Origin of the sequence: Anaerosphaera multitolerans (genome assembly GCF_004006535.1) — a bacterium.
In the GTDB taxonomy this organism is placed as follows: Bacteria; Bacillota; Clostridia; order Tissierellales; family Peptoniphilaceae; genus Anaerosphaera; species Anaerosphaera multitolerans.
Map to the genome: position 1 here is coordinate 1 of NZ_RLIH01000012.1, position 16,911 is coordinate 16,911.

Annotated in this window: 16 protein-coding genes; 14 read left to right on the forward strand and 2 right to left on the reverse strand. The window is 31.9% G+C overall.

All coding sequences use genetic code 11. The annotated features are described in order from the left end of the window. Nucleotides 1-282: 282 nt before the first annotated feature. The 6 genes from EF514_RS08030 (at nucleotide 283) to EF514_RS08055 (ending at nucleotide 6,829) form a co-directional block, all read left to right on the forward strand. Complete coding sequence (locus EF514_RS08030) at nucleotides 283-1,722, forward strand: sigma-54 interaction domain-containing protein (RefSeq protein ID WP_240649041.1); 1,440 nt, start codon at nucleotides 283-285, stop codon at nucleotides 1,720-1,722. A gap of 343 nt (nucleotides 1,723-2,065) precedes the next feature. Then, a complete protein-coding gene (locus EF514_RS08035; protein WP_127724927.1) occupies nucleotides 2,066-3,529 on the forward strand; it encodes a 4-hydroxyphenylacetate 3-hydroxylase family protein in 1,464 nt (487 codons plus the stop codon). A 12-nt stretch (nucleotides 3,530-3,541) separates the two neighbouring features. After that, on the forward strand, nucleotides 3,542-3,832 hold the full coding sequence (locus EF514_RS08040) for a NifU family protein (protein WP_127724928.1): 291 nt from the start codon (nucleotides 3,542-3,544) through the stop codon (nucleotides 3,830-3,832). Between the two features lie 11 nt (nucleotides 3,833-3,843). Next, nucleotides 3,844-5,145: an acetyl-CoA hydrolase/transferase family protein gene (locus EF514_RS08045; RefSeq protein WP_127724929.1), complete on the forward strand. Its 1,302-nt coding sequence runs from the start codon at nucleotides 3,844-3,846 to the stop codon at nucleotides 5,143-5,145. A gap of 33 nt (nucleotides 5,146-5,178) precedes the next feature. Then, the gene (locus tag EF514_RS08050; protein ID WP_127724930.1) at nucleotides 5,179-6,546 is read left to right on the forward strand and encodes a hypothetical protein; all 1,368 of its coding nucleotides are present in this window, start codon (nucleotides 5,179-5,181) and stop codon (nucleotides 6,544-6,546) included. Continuing rightward, a complete protein-coding gene (locus EF514_RS08055) occupies nucleotides 6,536-6,829 on the forward strand; it encodes a hypothetical protein (RefSeq protein ID WP_127724931.1) in 294 nt (97 codons plus the stop codon). The genes EF514_RS08050 and EF514_RS08055 overlap by 11 nt, the downstream gene beginning before the upstream one ends. A 102-nt stretch (nucleotides 6,830-6,931) precedes the next feature. On the opposite strand, the gene EF514_RS08060 is transcribed toward EF514_RS08055, so the two are convergent. Beyond that, nucleotides 6,932-8,119: a CaiB/BaiF CoA transferase family protein gene (locus EF514_RS08060; protein WP_127724932.1), complete on the reverse strand. Its 1,188-nt coding sequence runs from the start codon at nucleotides 8,117-8,119 to the stop codon at nucleotides 6,932-6,934. Between the two features lie 225 nt (nucleotides 8,120-8,344). On the opposite strand from EF514_RS08060, the gene gltS reads away from it, so the two are divergent. From gltS to rbr, 4 genes are all read left to right on the forward strand, one after another. Beyond that, nucleotides 8,345-9,568, forward strand: a complete 1,224-nt coding sequence (gene gltS / locus EF514_RS08065) for a sodium/glutamate symporter (RefSeq protein WP_127724933.1) — start codon at nucleotides 8,345-8,347, stop codon at nucleotides 9,566-9,568. A gap of 117 nt (nucleotides 9,569-9,685) precedes the next feature. Next, nucleotides 9,686-10,921 carry a putative DNA modification/repair radical SAM protein gene (locus tag EF514_RS08070; protein ID WP_127724934.1) on the forward strand — a complete coding sequence of 412 codons (1,236 nt, stop codon included), beginning with the start codon at nucleotides 9,686-9,688 and terminating at the stop codon, nucleotides 10,919-10,921. A 1-nt stretch (nucleotide 10,922) separates the two neighbouring features. Further along, entirely contained in the window at nucleotides 10,923-11,645 is a 723-nt protein-coding gene (locus EF514_RS08075; protein ID WP_127724935.1) for a TIGR03915 family putative DNA repair protein, read from the forward strand. Between the two features lie 70 nt (nucleotides 11,646-11,715). Then, entirely contained in the window at nucleotides 11,716-12,303 is a 588-nt protein-coding gene (rbr, locus tag EF514_RS08080) for a rubrerythrin (RefSeq protein WP_127724936.1), read from the forward strand. A gap of 74 nt (nucleotides 12,304-12,377) precedes the next feature. Here rbr and EF514_RS08085 read toward each other — a convergent pair whose 3' ends face one another. After that, the gene (locus EF514_RS08085; RefSeq protein WP_127724937.1) at nucleotides 12,378-13,082 is read right to left on the reverse strand and encodes a pirin family protein; all 705 of its coding nucleotides are present in this window, start codon (nucleotides 13,080-13,082) and stop codon (nucleotides 12,378-12,380) included. Between the two features lie 161 nt (nucleotides 13,083-13,243). Here EF514_RS08085 and EF514_RS08090 point away from each other — a divergent pair, with 161 nt between their 5' ends. From EF514_RS08090 to EF514_RS08105, 4 genes are read left to right on the forward strand one after another with little or no spacing between them, the layout of a single operon-like run. After that, nucleotides 13,244-14,179: a metal ABC transporter substrate-binding protein gene (locus tag EF514_RS08090; RefSeq protein WP_127724938.1), complete on the forward strand. Its 936-nt coding sequence runs from the start codon at nucleotides 13,244-13,246 to the stop codon at nucleotides 14,177-14,179. A gap of 2 nt (nucleotides 14,180-14,181) precedes the next feature. After that, nucleotides 14,182-14,910, forward strand: coding sequence for a metal ABC transporter ATP-binding protein (locus EF514_RS08095; RefSeq protein WP_127724939.1), 729 nt, complete (start codon nucleotides 14,182-14,184; stop codon nucleotides 14,908-14,910). After that, nucleotides 14,903-15,793 (forward strand): metal ABC transporter permease, encoded by an 891-nt coding sequence (locus EF514_RS08100; protein WP_127724990.1) that lies wholly within the window; start codon nucleotides 14,903-14,905, stop codon nucleotides 15,791-15,793. Before EF514_RS08095 ends, EF514_RS08100 begins: the two co-directional genes overlap by 8 nt. Beyond that, nucleotides 15,780-16,910 (forward strand): metal ABC transporter permease, encoded by a 1,131-nt coding sequence (locus tag EF514_RS08105; protein ID WP_127724940.1) that lies wholly within the window; start codon nucleotides 15,780-15,782, stop codon nucleotides 16,908-16,910. Before EF514_RS08100 ends, EF514_RS08105 begins: the two co-directional genes overlap by 14 nt. Nucleotide 16,911 lies beyond the last annotated feature (1 nt).

A 16,911-nucleotide genomic window follows, 5' to 3' on the forward strand; every position in this document is an offset into this window, starting at 1 on the left:
TAATGAACAGAAAAAAATTAAGTTGTAAATTTGAAATTTACAACTTAATTTTTTTTGCTATTAATAACAGATTTGAGTTCTTATATAAATGATTTGAAATAAAAAGGAATGTATTTTATTAATGATAATTTAAAGGTTTGTAAATTTGGAGCATAAAATTGAAAATTATTCTTATATAGTTATTAATATAATGCTAAAGTAACAATTGGGTACGAAATTTGCAGGTTATATAGGTGCAGGGAGAATAGTATTATTTTAAAATAAATAGATTAGGAGTTTAAAATGGAGAAAGTATATAAATTGAATGAATTAGATAGAATAATACTTAATGACATGACTAAAGAAGAACTTATAGAATATATAGAAAAAGAGCAAAATAGGGAGATAAAAAGTTTATATAAGTTAATTGAAAAAATAAGTGAAGGAATTTATATTACTGATGGGAATGCAAATACAATTTTTGTTAATGAGGCATATGAATATATTAGTGGAACAAATAGAGATTTATTTTTGGGGAAAAATATGCATGAAGTAGTTAAAGAGGGATTGATAGATAAGTCAGCGACGTTAGATGTAATAAAATATAAAAAAGAAATAACTATGAATCAAGTATTGAATAACGGGAAAAGTGTTTTAATTACAGGTACTCCAATATATAATGAAAACAAAAAAATAGACAAGGTTGTTACAATAGTTAGAGATATAACCACATTGAATCAATTGCAGGAAGAAGTTTTAGAAAAGCAAAAAAGGATTAATAAATTGAAGTATATTGTAGGAGAAGAAAACGATTTAGTTTATAGATCGCGAATTATGGAAAAAATTGCACAGAGAGCAAAAAAAGTATCAGTTTATGATACTACAGTATTGTTAACAGGAGAAACGGGTGTTGGAAAAGATGTAATAGCTAAATTAATACATAAAGTGGGTAATAGAAAAGACAAACCCTTTGTTGAAATTAATTGTTCGGCAATTCCAAGAACTTTAATGGAATCTGAATTATTTGGATATGAACCGGGTTCTTTTACAGGAGCATCTAAGCATGGGAAAAAAGGAGTTTTTGAACTTGCAAATCAAGGAACAATTTTCCTAGATGAAATTAGTGAAATGTCTATAGATTTACAAGCGAAATTATTAAAAGTAATTCAAGATAAAAAGATTGTAAGAATTGGAGGGGAAAAAAGTATAGACATTGATGTAAAAATTATAACAGCTACAAATAGGAATTTAGAAGAAAGAATAAAAGAGGGTAAGTTTAGAGAGGATTTATATTATAGATTAAATGTTATCCCTATTTATATACCACCTTTAAGAGAAAGGAAGGAAGATATAATAGTGTTATTAGATTATTTTTTAGAGGAAATGAAAGGAATGTATGGTGAGGAGAAAAGGTTTAGTGAAGAAGCTATGAAAATCCTGTATGATTATAATTGGCCTGGGAATGTTAGAGAGTTGCGAAATTTAGTTGAAAGATTATACATACTTACTATGAATGATATTATAGATAAGGATGATTTACCTGATAATATATTGAATATAGAAAATATAGATTGTATAAGTAAATATGGCGGATATACGTTAAAAAATGCTGTGGAGAATTTGGAAAAAAGTTTAATTGAAAACGCTATTAAAAATACGAACACGTTAAAAGATGCAGCAAAATATTTGGGGATGGATCCATCAACATTTACAAGGAAAAAGCAGAAATATTTTAGAAACTAAAATTTAATCTATAATACATAAATCATTAAATAGTTGCTAGAGTGTTATGTTTTTATGTTAACTATAGAAATAAAAATTATTGTTAATAGGAAAATAAGAATTTAATATTGAATTATTGTAAAAAAACAAAATATTGCATTTATGCAATATTTTGTTTTTTACATGTAAATAGGAAGATGAACCATTTTATAGTCGATACAAAATAGATAGATTGTAAAAATGCAATATTTAAATATTATATAAATAATTTATGTGTATTTTAGAAAGAATTTAATTGGAATGATATTTGCATAATATTTATATGTAAGAGATTTTAAGTATAAATATTAAAGGGGTGTAAAAAATGACATTAATGACAGGGAAAGAGTATATTGAAAGTTTAAAAAAACTTGATATTAAGGTGTATTTGTTTGGAGAATTAGTTAAAGATCCTATAGATCATCCGATAATCAGACCATCTACAAATTCTGTAGCAATGACCTATGATTTGGCGCATGATCCAGAATATGAAGATCTATTAACAACAAAAAGCCATCTAACGGGAGAAAAAATCAATAGATTTTGTCATATTCATCAAAGCACAGAGGATTTAATTAAGAAAATTAAAATGCAGAGATTATTAGGACAAAAAACTGCAAGTTGTTTTCAAAGATGTGTTGGAATGGATGCATTTAATGCTATATATTCCACTACATATGAAATGGATCAAGAGTATGGAACAAATTACCATGAAAGATTCAAAGAGTATCTATTGTTATGTCAAAAGAATGACTGGACAGTGGATGGAGCTATGACAGATCCAAAAGGTGATAGAAGTTTAGCACCATCTAAACAGGAAGATCCGGATATGTATGTTCATATTAAAGAAATTAGAGAAGATGGGATTGTAGTCAGAGGAGCTAAATCTCACCAAACCGGTTCTATAAATTCACATGAACACTTAATTATGCCGACAATTGCACTTGGAGAAGATGATGCGGATTATGCAGTGAGTTTTGCAGTTCCTACTGATGCAGAAGGCGTTTTTATGATTCTTGGTAGACAATCTTGTGATACTAGAAAACTGGAAGAAGGAGCGGATATTGATTTAGGAAATAACACATTTGGTGGACATGAAGCTTTAGTAATATTCGATGATGTTTTTGTTCCAAATGAAAGAATATTTATGTGTAAAGAATGGAAATATGCAGGTATGTTAGTAGAAAGATTTGCAGGATTCCACAGACAATCTTATGCATGTAAAACGGGAGTAGGAGATGTATTAATAGGTGCAGCAGCACTAGCAGCTGATTATAATGGTGTACCTAAGGCAAGTCATATAAAAGATAAGATTATTGAAATGCAACATTTAAACGAAACAATGTGGGCTTGCTCATTAGCTTGTTCAGCTGAAGGAAGTAAAACTGCTTCAGGTGGATATTTGATAGATATGTTGCTCGCTAACGTATGTAAACAAAATGTTACAAGATTCCCATATGAAATAGCAAGACTTGCAGAGGATATTGCAGGAGGCTTAATGGTTACAATGCCTTCAGAAAAGGATTTCAAAGATGAAGTAACTGGACCATGGGTTGAAAAGTTCTTAAAGGGTAAAGTTGGAACATCTACAGAAAACAGAATGAGAGTTTTAAGATTAATAGAGAACTTGTCATTGGGAACTGCAGCAGTAGGTTATAGAACAGAATCTATGCACGGTGCAGGATCTCCTCAAGCACAGAGAATAATGATAGCTAGACAAGGAAATCTTGAAGCTAAGAAAGAAATGGCAAGAAAAATAGCTCATGTAGATCCATCAAAGGATAAATAAAGGGATATAAAAATGGCAGAGGGAAATTTAAATCTAAAGGTGAAAAAAGTTATTGACAATGAAATAGCTCCAGTGATTGAAAGTCATGGAGGAGTTATAGATATTAAATCAATAGAAAATGGAATTGTTACAATTACCTTAAGCGGTAGTTGTAACAATTGTCCAGCTGCTCAAATAACAACAGAGGAAATTGTAAAAGAAAAATTATTGCAGAGATTGCCAGAAGAGGTAAAGGATGTAAAACTTTCTTCTGAGGTAAGTGAGGATTTATGGAATTTTGCAAAAGAAATATTAAATGAATAGGGGTTGAAATATTGAATTGGAAAGAAGAGTATGAAAGAAAAAAAGTAAGTCTGGAAGAAGCTGTTAAATATATTAAGTCTGGAGACAGAGTAGTAATAGGACATGCCTGCGGTGAACCTGCTAAATTAGTAGAAGCAATGGTGGATAATAAGGATCAGTATGAAAATGTGGAAATAGTACACATGGTTGCAATGGGCAAGGCTGGATATTGTAAGGAAGGTATGGAAAAACATTTTAGACATAATGGACTTTTTCTTGGTGGAACTACTAAAAATGCAGTAAAAGAAGGGAGAGGAGATTATACACCAGTTTTCTTTTCAGAAATTCCTAGGTTATTTAGAGAAAAATTAAATGTAGATGTTGCGTTAATACAGTTGTCAAAGCCAGATGTAAATGGATATATGAGCTTTGGAATTTCTGTGGATTATACTAAACCGGTATGTGAAAATGCAAAAATTGTAATTGCTCAAGTAAATAAAAATATGCCAAGGACAATGGGAGATAGTTTTATCCATATTTCAGATGTGGACTACATAGTAGAATTTGATGAACAGATATATACATTACCAAAGCCTCATATAGGAGAAGTTGAAAAGAAAATAGGGAAGAACTGTGCTTCGTTAATTAATGATGGGGATACGTTGCAACTTGGAATAGGAGCTATACCTGATGCTGTTCTAACCTTTTTAAAAGATAAAAAAGATTTAGGAATACATTCTGAAATGTTTTCTGATGGTGTAGTGGATTTAATAAAAGAAGGTGTTATTACAAATAAAAAGAAAAAAACGCATGTTGGGAAAATGGTAGTAACCTTTTTAATGGGAACTGAAGAGCTATACGAATTTGTAGATAATAATCCTCAAATAGAAATGCGAAGTGTAGATTATGTTAATAATCCCGTAATTATAATGAAGGAGGATAATATTGTCTCAATTAACTCATGTGTACAAGTGGATTTGATGGGTCAAGTTGCTTCTGAGTCAATTGGTTCGACACAAATTAGTGGTGTTGGAGGGCAGGTTGACTTTGTAAGGGGTTCAGCAATGGCAAAAAATGGCAGAGCAATCATAGCAATGCCAAGTACGGTAAAAGGAAAGATATCTAAAATAGTTCCAAATCTAGATGAAGGAGCTGCAGTTACAACTAGTAGAAATGATGTTGATTATATAGTAACTGAATATGGGATTGCAGAACTCAAAGGTAAAAACTTGAGAGAAAGATCGAAGGCTCTAATTAATATAGCCCATCCTGATTTCAGAGAAGAGTTAATTAATTATCATAATGAAAAATTCAAAGAAAATTTGGAAATTTAATTTCTCATAATATTATAATAGGGATGTGATCATATGGCAATAAATAGAGAATACGGAACGGAACAACCGGGGATTAATTTTGGACCGTTTGTAATTAGAATACCACTAGTACATTATAAGTTAGAGATTTCAGAAGCATTACAAGCTTTAATTATGTGCGCTACATGCCTTGGTGCAATACCAGTAATGACGGAAAATTTAGGTATCCCTTTTGAAATTGCATGGGGAATGGTAATTATAAATGGATTTTTATATACTTTACATTCTACCCTAGGAGATCCAGTAGTACCAGGTTGGATTACTCCTGCAATTCCTTTAACGGTAGCCTATTTAGCAACCTTTAACGAAGGAACTGAACGTATACAAGCATTGGTTGCTTTACAACTTTTAATAGCCATAATATTTTTTACTATGGGTCTTACCGGAATTGCAGGGAAATTATTGGGAATAGTACCAGAATCCATAAAAGCAGGTATTTTAATGGGAGCAGGTTTTGCTGCGGTATTAGGAGAATTTAATGTTGGAGGAAGGTTTAATATAACTCCTATTACTATAGGTATAGGAGCAGTAATTGCATTTTATCTACTGTTCTCAGAGAGGTTTAAAAAACTCCGACAAAAAAATAAGGCTTTTGAGTTTTTAGGTGGATTTGGAATGCTCCCTGCTATTTTAATAGCCATTGCTATAGGACCTCTTGTAAAAGAATATGCTTTTCCGCAAGTGGATTTTTGGCCATTATTTAAAATGCCGGATTTTGCAGGAATTATTAATACAGTAAGTCCTTTTGCAATAGGTTTTCCTTCAATTGATATGTTTATACAAGCTATACCAATGGCAGCTGTAATTTATATAATAGCTTTCGGTGATTTTGTAACATCAGAAGCTTTAATTCATGAAGCAGATATAGCACGACAGGACGAAAAAATTACTTTTAATGCAAATAGATCAAACTTGATAAGCGGAATTAGAAATTTAATATTAGCTTTGGTAGCACCTTATCCAACTTTAGCTGGTCCATTATGGGCAGCAGTAACAGCAGCTGTATCCGAAAGGTATAAAGAAGGTAGAGATAAAATGGACAGTATCTACTCAGGGGTAGGTACATTCAGATGGTTTACATTTATAGCTGTAGCAACAGTTCCGATAGTTACTTTTGTAGAGCCGATTCTGCCAGCTGCCTTAAGTTTAACACTTTTAGTACAAGGATTTATTTGTGTTCGTTTAGCTATAGATTTATCAGTGAACGATATAGATAAAGGTATAGCGGGGGTTATGGGGGCTATTATAGTTGCTAAAGGAGCAGCGTGGGGATTAGCAGTAGGTATAATATTGTATTTGACCTTATTTAGTGGAACAAAAGAAAAACTTGAAGAAAAAAAAGAAGAGTCAGATGAATGGTAATATAAATAATTTACTAGTTGGAATAAAATATTGTGGAGGATGTCAGAGTAAGTACAATAGATCGGAATTATTTACAAAAATAAAAGAAAGTTATCCTAATGTTGATTTTCAATATGTAAAAGAGAATGTAAGGTATAACTTCATTATTGTAATATCGGGTTGTCATATAAAATGTGCAGAAGTAAAAAACTATATTGGTATAAATGGAGTTGTGAATTTAGATGACAATAATTATTTACAATATATTGAGTTAATTGACAACCTCTTGAAGAAAAATATTTAATTATTTCGATTTTATATTGTGGAGGAAGGAATGAGTATTATTTTATAGTTACTCATTCCTTTTATTTAGTAATCTTCAATAAGACTTTTAAAGTCTAGTTATTTATTTAAACACATTTTTGTTTTTAAGTTCTTTTATCTCATTATTACTATAACCTAGAGATTTTAAAATTTCTGTAGTGTCATTTCCGATTTCCCTTCCTACATGTTTATAGCAAGCTTTAGTTTTGGAAAACTTTATGGGCATAGCAAATTGCTTTACAGTATTTTCTTCACCAACGGGCATTTCTACAATTGCATTTCGTGATTTAATATGTTCATCTTCAATTAAAGCTTCTTTCAAAGACAAAACGGGCTCGACACAACAATCTAACTTACTAAAAAACTCTCTCCAATAGGAAAAGTCCTTTTCTTCAATTTTAGATTTAATTCTCTCCTTAGTAGATGGATTGATTTTATTTATGTCAGACTCCCGAAGAAGTTCAGGTATGTTTATAGCCTCAGAAAAAATCTTTAGAAACTTAGGTTCAAGAGATGCTATTGAAATATATCTATCATCTTTTGTTTTATAAAAATCATAGAAGGAACCACCGTTTAATAGACCTGATTCTGGTCTAGGATCTGTACTTCCAGCTAAAAATCCTGCACCGTCAAGGGAGTTTAATGGTATTATACAATCCAACATAGAAATATCTATATACTGTCCCTGACCTGTAAGATTTCTATAGTTAAGAGCTGCAAGAATTCCAATAATAGAGTGCAAAGCTCCTCCTGCCAAATCTGCTATTTGAGTATTGTAAAGAACAGGACCTGAATTAACTCTACCGGAATGAGACATTAAACCGCTTCTGGCTAAAAAGTTAATATCATGTCCCGCTCTATCTTTATCAGGTCCATTTTGACCATAACTTGTAATGGAACAGTATATTAATTTGGGATTTAATTTAGATAGTTCTTCATAGGATAGTCCTAGCTTTTTCATAATTCCCGGTCTAAATTGTTCAATTACAATATCATATTCCATAACAAGTTTCTTAATAATTTCAATAGCTTCTTTGGTTTTTAGATTCAAAGCTAAAGTTTTTTTGTTTCTATTAAGCCATAGGGCGTTTGGAGTTAAGGTTGAATTTTTAAAGGGGACATCGCCTTCAAGTACAAGATCATACTTGGAAGGTGAACTTATTTTCAATACTTCTGCTCCCATATCAGCCAACATTAAAGTAGCATAGGGCCCGGGAAGTAAAGTTGTAAAATCTAAAATCTTTAAATTAGAAAGCGCTGTATTGTTCATAAAATAACCTCCTACTTTCATTATATTGTAAAAAAGAAATATAACAATATTAAAAGGTAAAGCTTCTACCTATATAATTTTAATATAGATATTGGTTAGTGAAATCGTTGACAAAGTGAGTACAGGGTGATAATATCACAGTATGTAAATTTTATGTAAATGTTTAGGTTTTATGTAAGATTTATGTAAACATTTTAAACAAATGTAAATAAAAGGAGGTTTTTTATGGAAATAACTATGAATGTTCAAAAGACTTTGCTAATTTGTGTAATACTTATGGTTCTGGGAAGAAAACTTAGAGAATGGTTTCCTTTCTTGGTAAAGTACAGTATTCCGTCATCAGTAGCAGGTGGTCTTACTTTTGCAATTATTAATTTAGTACTTAGTTTAACGGGAACTGCGCAATTTATGTTTGACTCAACTATGCAAGATTTCTTTATGTACGTATTCTTTACATGTGCAGGTTTCCAAGCCAGCTTTGCCTTATTAAAACAAGGTGGAATAAAGATAATAATCTTTTTAGGATTAGCTGCTCTACTGGCATTTTTACAAAACGTTGTAGCAGTTGGTCTATCAATACCTTTGGGCGTAGAACCTATGATCGGTTTGATGACCGGTTCAATACCGATGACCGGTGGTCACGGAAATGCGGCAAGTTTTGGGCCTATAGCTGTTGATATGGGCTATACCAACGCCTTAAACGTAGCTGTAGCAGCTGCTACATTTGGACTGGTATCAGGCAGTTTATTAGGGGGACCTTTTGCAGATGGCTTAATTAAAAAGAAAAATCTTTGGAATCCGAATATGAAGGATAGTAGCGATGATTTGGATTTAGCTGAAGGCGATAGCGGTGTAAGACCGGTTAGTTTAAAAGTATTTACCACAGCTACAATATTGGTATTTATAGGTTTGGGTATGGGATCTTATATAAAAGATTTCTTTGATTTTGTACTTCCATCTAGTGTTAATATTCCGGTTCACGTTATGGGAATGGTTGGCGGATGTATTTTAACTAACATAATACCAATGTTTTCAAAGAAAAAACAAGATGCTATTCCTCAAGTGGAAATAGATGTAATGGGCGATATTTCTTTGGAATTATTCGTAACTATGGCAATTATGTCCATGAAATTATGGGAACTTGCACAATTGGCACTTCCATTGATAATTTTATTAATTGCACAAGTTATATTGATTATAATCTTTGTAAGATATATTACATTCCCGCTTATGGGTAAAGATTATGATTCAGCAGTAATTTCAGCCGGTCATATTGGTTTCGGTCTTGGAGCGGTACCTGTTTCCATGGCAAATATGAAGGTAGTAAGTGATAAGTATTCCTATTCAAAATTGGCTTTCTTTATAGTTCCAATAATTGGAGGAATGTTTAGTAACTTTACTAATGCTGCAATTATTACGCTATTTATGAACATCGCAGATAAGATGTAAGAAAGATTTGAAAAGACACTTTAAGTAGTGTCTTTTTTTAATTTATTAAATCTAAGAAACAAAAACATATGTTTACAAAAGAACGTTTGTTTGGTAGAATTATTTAAGGTGATACTTATGGAAGTTCTAGAAAAGTTAAAAATACTTACAGATGCAGCCAAGTATGATGTAAGTTGTTCCTCAAGTAATTCAAATAGAGTGAATAAAGGCGGATTGGGAAACACTTCGGTAAGTGGGATATGTCATAGTTGGAGTGAGGATGGCAGATGTATTTCCCTATTAAAGATTCTCTATACCAATAAATGTATATATAGTTGCGAGTACTGTATAAATAAGGTTGAAAATTATATTCCAAGAGCTGAGTTTACTCCCCAGGAAGTGGTGGATTTAACTGTGAATTTTTACAGGAGAAATTATATAGAGGGTTTATTTCTTTCCAGTGGCGTAATAAAAAGCCCTGACTACACCATGGAAAGACTTATAGAGGTGGCTAGAAAACTTAGGGAAGAAGAAAACTTTAATGGCTATATACATATGAAGGCCATACCGGGATGTAGTGAAGAGCTTTTAAAAAGACTGGGGAAACTGGTGGACAGAGTAAGTGTAAATATAGAGCTACCTACAGAAAAATCTCTGGTGTTACTGGCTCCTCAAAAGAGTTATGGAAGTATTTTTAAACCAATGACCAGTATCTCCAACAATATAATCGAAAACATAGAAGATAGAAAAATTTTTAAAAATGCACCTATGTTTATTCCGGCAGGACAGACTACTCAAATGATAGTTGGGGCAAATGGAGAAAGTGATTTTACAATTATAAAAAGAGCTCAATTTCTTTATAATGAATTTTCAATGAAGCGAGTTTATTATTCAAATTACGTTCCTGTAATTAAGTCAAAGCTGACAGAAAAAATAGTGGAATCACCTAAAATAAGAGAGCATAGAATTTATCAAGCTGATTTTTTAATAAGATTTTACGGTTTTAATGCTTTACAAATTTTAAGTGATAAGAATCCGAATTTTGATTTGAGAATTGATCCCAAGGCTAATTGGGCAATTGACAATATTGATAAATTTCCAATTGAAATAAACAGAGCTACTTATGAAGAGTTGTTAAAAATTCCCGGATTCGGTCCTACTTATGCCAGAAGGATTATAGGTGCAAGGTCCCACTGCGCGCTTAAGTATGACGACTTAACTACACTTAAGATTTCCCTAAAGAGAGCAAAAAATTTTATTACTGTTGGTGGCGTTTATAGAGGTATTAACTATTCTACCAGAGAAAAATTAAAAGAGTATATTAGCTTAGGCGATCCGCACAGATGTGAACAGTTAAGTTTTTTTGGTGATTAAAATGATTTATTTATATGATGGAACCTTTGAAGGTCTTTTAACCCTTGCCTTTGAAAGTTATAAAGATATTGAAAATATTTCTGTAGTAAAAGATGACGGGCAGCTTGATTTTTTTCAGAATAAAGTAGAAGTGAGAACAGATAGCAACAAATACGAAAGAGTTAAAAATTCCATTATAAAAAGATTTAGCTATAGTTTTTTTCTACAAATGTATTTATGCTACCTTTCGGAACATATAAAAAAAGAGGAGATAATTTTAAAAACTTTAAAGAGTATGTACTTAGAAGGTAGTACATTTTTAAATAGTTCATCAAAAAACAGCGTACTCTTTAATAAAATTTCCAAAAAAGTTTCATCTGAAGCACATTTTTATAAAGGATTATTAAGATTTAAAGAAATTCAAGAGGGCTTTTTATTTGCGGAATTTGAACCGGAGAATAACATTTTGGAGATTTTAACGAATCACTTTATAAAGAGAATGGCAAGAGAAAAATTTATTATTTGCGATGTAGGAAGAAGGAGGTGTTCTATATATTTTAAAGGGAAATGTAACTATTATGATGTTTTAGATTTAAAAGTTTTTGAAAGTTTTGATGAAGAATTTTTTAGCGAAGCTTGGAAATTATTTTATAAGACTGTAAAAATAAAGGAAAGAGAAAATCACAGACTTATGAAGTCTAATATGCCAAAGAAATATTGGAAGTATTTAACCGAGAAAAATTAGTATTTCGTTTAAAACCCCATGTAATTAGGTATAATGATTATTGGGAGTAAAATAAATTGGGAGGTATAATATGAAAAAATTAGAAAAAAACACACAAACAGCTGTTAATTTAATGAAGTCTTTTGCAGGAGAAACACAGGCTTCTATGAGATATGCATACTATGCAAAGGAAGCAAGAAAGGAAAAGTTAATTCAAATAGCGAATATATTTGAAGAAACTTCGCGAAATGAAGCGGAACATGCTAAGAGATTTTATAAATTTCTAAATGCTGATTTAATGGATGAGACAATTGAAATAACTTCTTCATTCCCTGTACATCTAGGAGATACTAAGAGTAATTTATTGGCTGCTGCCGGTGGAGAAAATGAAGAGCACAGTGATATGTATCCTGAATTTGCACGCATTGCAAGAGAAGAAGGTTACGCTGAAATAGCTGATGTATTTATTGAAGTCGGTGAAGTGGAAGAAGCTCATGAAAAGAGATTTTTAAAACTTCATGAAAATTTAGCAACAGGCTACTTATTTAAAAAAGATGAAGTAGTTTTATGGAAATGTAACAACTGTGGATATATTCACGAAGGAGTTGAAGCACCTATAGTTTGTCCTGCATGTGATCATCCGCAAGGATACTTTGAAGTTTTTGTAGAAACTTATTAAAAGAAATAGGCCTTAGTTTTAAATGGGCCTATTTTTATTTTAAATATTTAATTATTAGACCTACTTCAATTACTTTAAATAGGTTTTGCCATTTCAATTATTAAAATATGGGAATTTGTTTTGGCGGAAATTTCCAATTCTTCTTCTACTATTTCCAGAGCATCTCCTTCTTTTAAATTAAGGGAGTTTATAGTTGAGTGTCCTTCAATTTGTACAAGGTATGCCTGTCTGTTTTTATCTATTTTAAAGTTTAAAGTTTTTCCCTCTGTGATTTCAGTTACATATATATGGACGTCACTATTAATTTGAATCGGAAACTTTGAATTTCCATCTCCCGACGCTATTGCAAGCCATTTATCTTTACGTTCTTCCCATGAAAATTTCAAATCTCCATAGTTGGTTTCATATCCCTTTTTGTCAGGATATATCCAAATTTGTAAAAATCTCAAGGACTCTTTTCCAAGATTGTGTTCGCTGTGGGAAACTCCCGTTCCTGCACTCATATATTGAACCTGTCCTCTGCTTAAGGTTCTTTTGTTGCTCATGCTATCTTTATGTGTAAGTTCTCCTTTAACTACATAGGATAGTATTTCCATATCTTTGTGGTTGTGAGTGTCAAAGCCGCTATGTGGTTTTAGCACATCGTCATTTATTGCTCTTAGCACTCCAAAGTTCATATTATCGGGATTGTAATAGCTGGAAAAAGAAAAATGGTGTATGCTTTTTAACCAATGTGAACCGCTTTGGCCCATATTATTACTGTCTATATATTTTAACATAGTATTCCTCCTAACTGCCTTCGCCTAATAGATACCACAAAAGTATATTCCTAATCATTTCAGTTTTAAAGAGAAAAAATTATTTTATTGACAAAGCACTAAGTTCTATTTATACTCTAAAAGTAAGGTGCGGCGAACTTTATTTTATTAAGGAGGTAGGTATGAAAAAAATTTTAATTATGTTTGCCATAATGTTAAGTCTTATAGGTTGTCAAAAAAACGAAATGGAAAATCAGACTGTTGAAACAGAAGGTAGTAAAAGTGTAACTGTTTCAACATCAATTTTGGAGGATATGGTTTTTCAATTGGCAGGTGATATTGTAGATATAGAAGTTATTATTCCGGCAGGTGAAGATCCTCATTCATATCTAGCTAAGCCAAAGGATTTACAAAAAATAGAAAAAGCTGATTTGGTTTTATACCATGGACTTGATTATGAAGGTCAATTAATAAGTGCTTTGGAGAGTAAAGGGTATGCGGTTACGGAGAATTTTCCAGAAGAAAAACTGTATGCTTTAAGTGAAGAAGATGGCCATGGACATGGTAATATAGACCCTCATTATTGGTTTGATTTAGATTTATATAAGTTGGCCTTGGAACAAGTAAGTGAAAAACTAGGGGAATTGGTTCCTGAAAAAAAAGATACTTTTGAGGAAAATAAAAAAAATTATTTAAACAAGCTAAATGAAATGGACGATAATAATAGAAAATTAATAGCTGAAATTCCTCAAGATCAAAGGTATTTAATAACGCCTCATGAGGCTTTTAACTATCTGTCAAAGTACTACAACATTCCTGTAATGGCACCTCAGGGAATTGGCAGCGATTCAGAGGTGGCAAGTAAAGATATTCAAGAAACTGTTGATTTTATAGTTGAACATAAAATAAAAGCTATATTTGTGGAATCTACTACAGATCCTGCAAGAATGGAAAAACTAAAAGAGGACTGTAAGGCAAAAGGACATGAGGTTATGGTAGTAAGCGGTAAGGATAGGGAATTATTTTCAGACTCTCTTGCTCCAAAGGGAGAAGAAGGCGATACTTTTATAGAAATGTATGAACATAATATAAAATTAATAGTGGAGAATTTAAAATAATTATGGGAAAAAACATAATAGAAGTGGAGCATCTTTCAATGGCTTACGATGATAAGCCGGTGTTGTGGGATGCACATATAGGTATAGTTGAAAATTCAAGAACAGCTATAATAGGACCAAATGGAGCGGGGAAGACAACTTTATTAAAGGGGATTCTCAATATTCATCCAAAGCTTTCAGGCGAGGTTTATATTATGGGAAAGAGTATAAGAGATGTAAAGAGAGAAATTGCCTATATACCTCAGTCAAATTCAGTAAATTGGAATTTTCCCGCAAGGGTTATAGATGTGGTCTTAATGGGAAGGTATGTTCATCTGGGCTGGATAAAAAGACCAAAGAAGAGAGATTATGAAATAGCTGAAGAATCTCTGGAGAAAATTAATATGTTGGAATACAAAGATAGACAGATTTCTCAATTGTCTGAGGGGCAAAAACAAAGAGTGTTTATAGCAAGAGCTATTGCCCAAAAGGCTGCTATTTACTTTATGGACGAACCTTTGGCAGGCGTGGATAAAAAAACTGAAAAAGTCATTATGAATTTTTTAAAAGAGATTCAAAGGGAAGGCGGAACTTCAATAGTTGTCCATCATGATTTAAATACCATTGGAGAATATTTTGATCACTTGGTGATATTAAATAAAAGTGTAGTGGCGCAAGGCAAGGTAAGTGAGGTATATAATAGAGAAAATCTGGAGAGAGCTTCAATGGTAGTGGGTGATGGAATTGATTGATTTTGAAGTCTTAAGCAGTTATTCTTTTTTTATTGCAGCTATTGGTACAGTAGTACTTTCAATGACTGCAGGAGCCATAGGATGTATTACGGTGTTAAAGGGGCAGTCTCTAATAGGCGATGCCATAGGGCATGCTACTTTTCCGGGAATAGTTTTGTCTTTTATGTTGTTTCTACAGAAAGATCCTATTTTACTAATAATCGGAGCAATTTTTTCAGGGGCAATTGCCTTTATTTTAATTCAGATGGTGAGGAACAATTCAAAATTGGATTTAGATGCTATACTTGCTATTGTAATGTCATCATTTTTTGGATTGGGAATGGTCCTAAAAAGTTATATTCAAGGAAATGAAAATTATTCAGCAGCATCTCAGTCAGGGCTTCAAAATTATATATTTGGACAGGCTGCCTATATTATGAAAGAGGATGTAAAATTGATCTTACTTGTTTCAATTCCGACGATTATTTTAATATCGGTTTTTTATAAGGAAATAAAAATATTTCTATTTGATGAGACCTATTCTAAGACTATCGGTTTAAACACTAAAGTACTCTATGGAATAATTTTATTAATTACAATTGGAATAATCGCTGTCGGCCTTAAAATTGTCGGAACGATTTTAATATCTTCTCTTTTAATAATACCATCAATAACAGCGCTACAGTGGAGCGAAAAATTTAGCAGTGTTCTTTTAATAGCTGCGGTGATAGGTGGGATTTCCGCCTTTATAGGAACTTATATTTCAACAGTTTATAGCGGTATGAGTACAGGTCCTGTAATTATATTAATAATGAGTATATTTTCTTTTATATCGTTGATATTTGGACCTAGGGGAATGATTTTAAATATTAAAAGAAGGAGTAGGGTAGATGAATGGAATTGATTTAATACCTATTGAATATGAACCTCTTTTAATTTTAATAATTACCTCTATAGCCTGCGGCCTAATAGGTTCATTTTTAGTTTTGAGAAAGTTGTCTATGTTAGCAGATGGGATATCCCATTCAGTCTTACTAGGAATTGTATTGGCATTTTTTATTACAGGAGATGGGAGTTCTCCTTATTTGCTGTTGGGAGCATCTGTTTTTGGGGTCGTTACAGTTTTATCCGTTGAGGGGTTATCAAGTACAAAGTTGGTAAAAGGTGATGATGCTGTAGGAATAGTATATCCTTTATTTTTCTCAATAGCAGTTATTTTAATTACCAAGTATGCCAGAAATATTCCCTTCGGCACTGATACTGTTTTAATGGGAGAGGTAATACTGGCTCCTTTAAATAGAATTAATTTTATGGGATTTTCAATTTCTAAATCACTATTTCAAATGATTACTATGCTATGTGTAAATATTGGTTTTATAGTTATATTTTTTAAGGAGCTTAAAATTACTAGCTTTGATGAGGAATTTGCAAATATAGCAGGATTTTCAGCTTCATTTATATTTTATGCTTTAATGATTTTAACTTCTATGACTACAGTTACTGCTTTTAATTCAGTAGGGGCAATACTGGTAATTTCCTTTTTAATAGCGCCGGGCTCCTCGGCTTATTTAATTTCAAGAAGTTTAAAAGAAATGCTTTTGTTGTCCTGTATTTATGCAGTTGCAAATTCAATACTGGGTTTTTTCCTTGCAATGAAATTAAATGTATCCATGTCCGGAATGACGGCAGTAGTTGCCGGTATAACTTTCTTTTTAACCTTTTTATTTAATAGAGAGGGTTTTCTAACCTCTGTTTTAATAAGGAAAAAGAATAAAAGTCTTTTAAAAACTGAGTTATTTATTATGTACTTGGGGAATCATATGAACGATAAAAATTTAAAAGAGGAACTGGGAAAGGGCACCATTAAAAATCATTTAATGTGGACGCAGGATGAGATAAATCGGCAGGAAAAATTGTTAATCAAAAAAGAATTTCTAGGTATTAGGGGAGATAAGGTTTATTATTTAACAGAAAAGGGAATTCAAAAGTACAATGAAATAAAAAAGAATTACGGGGTGTAAA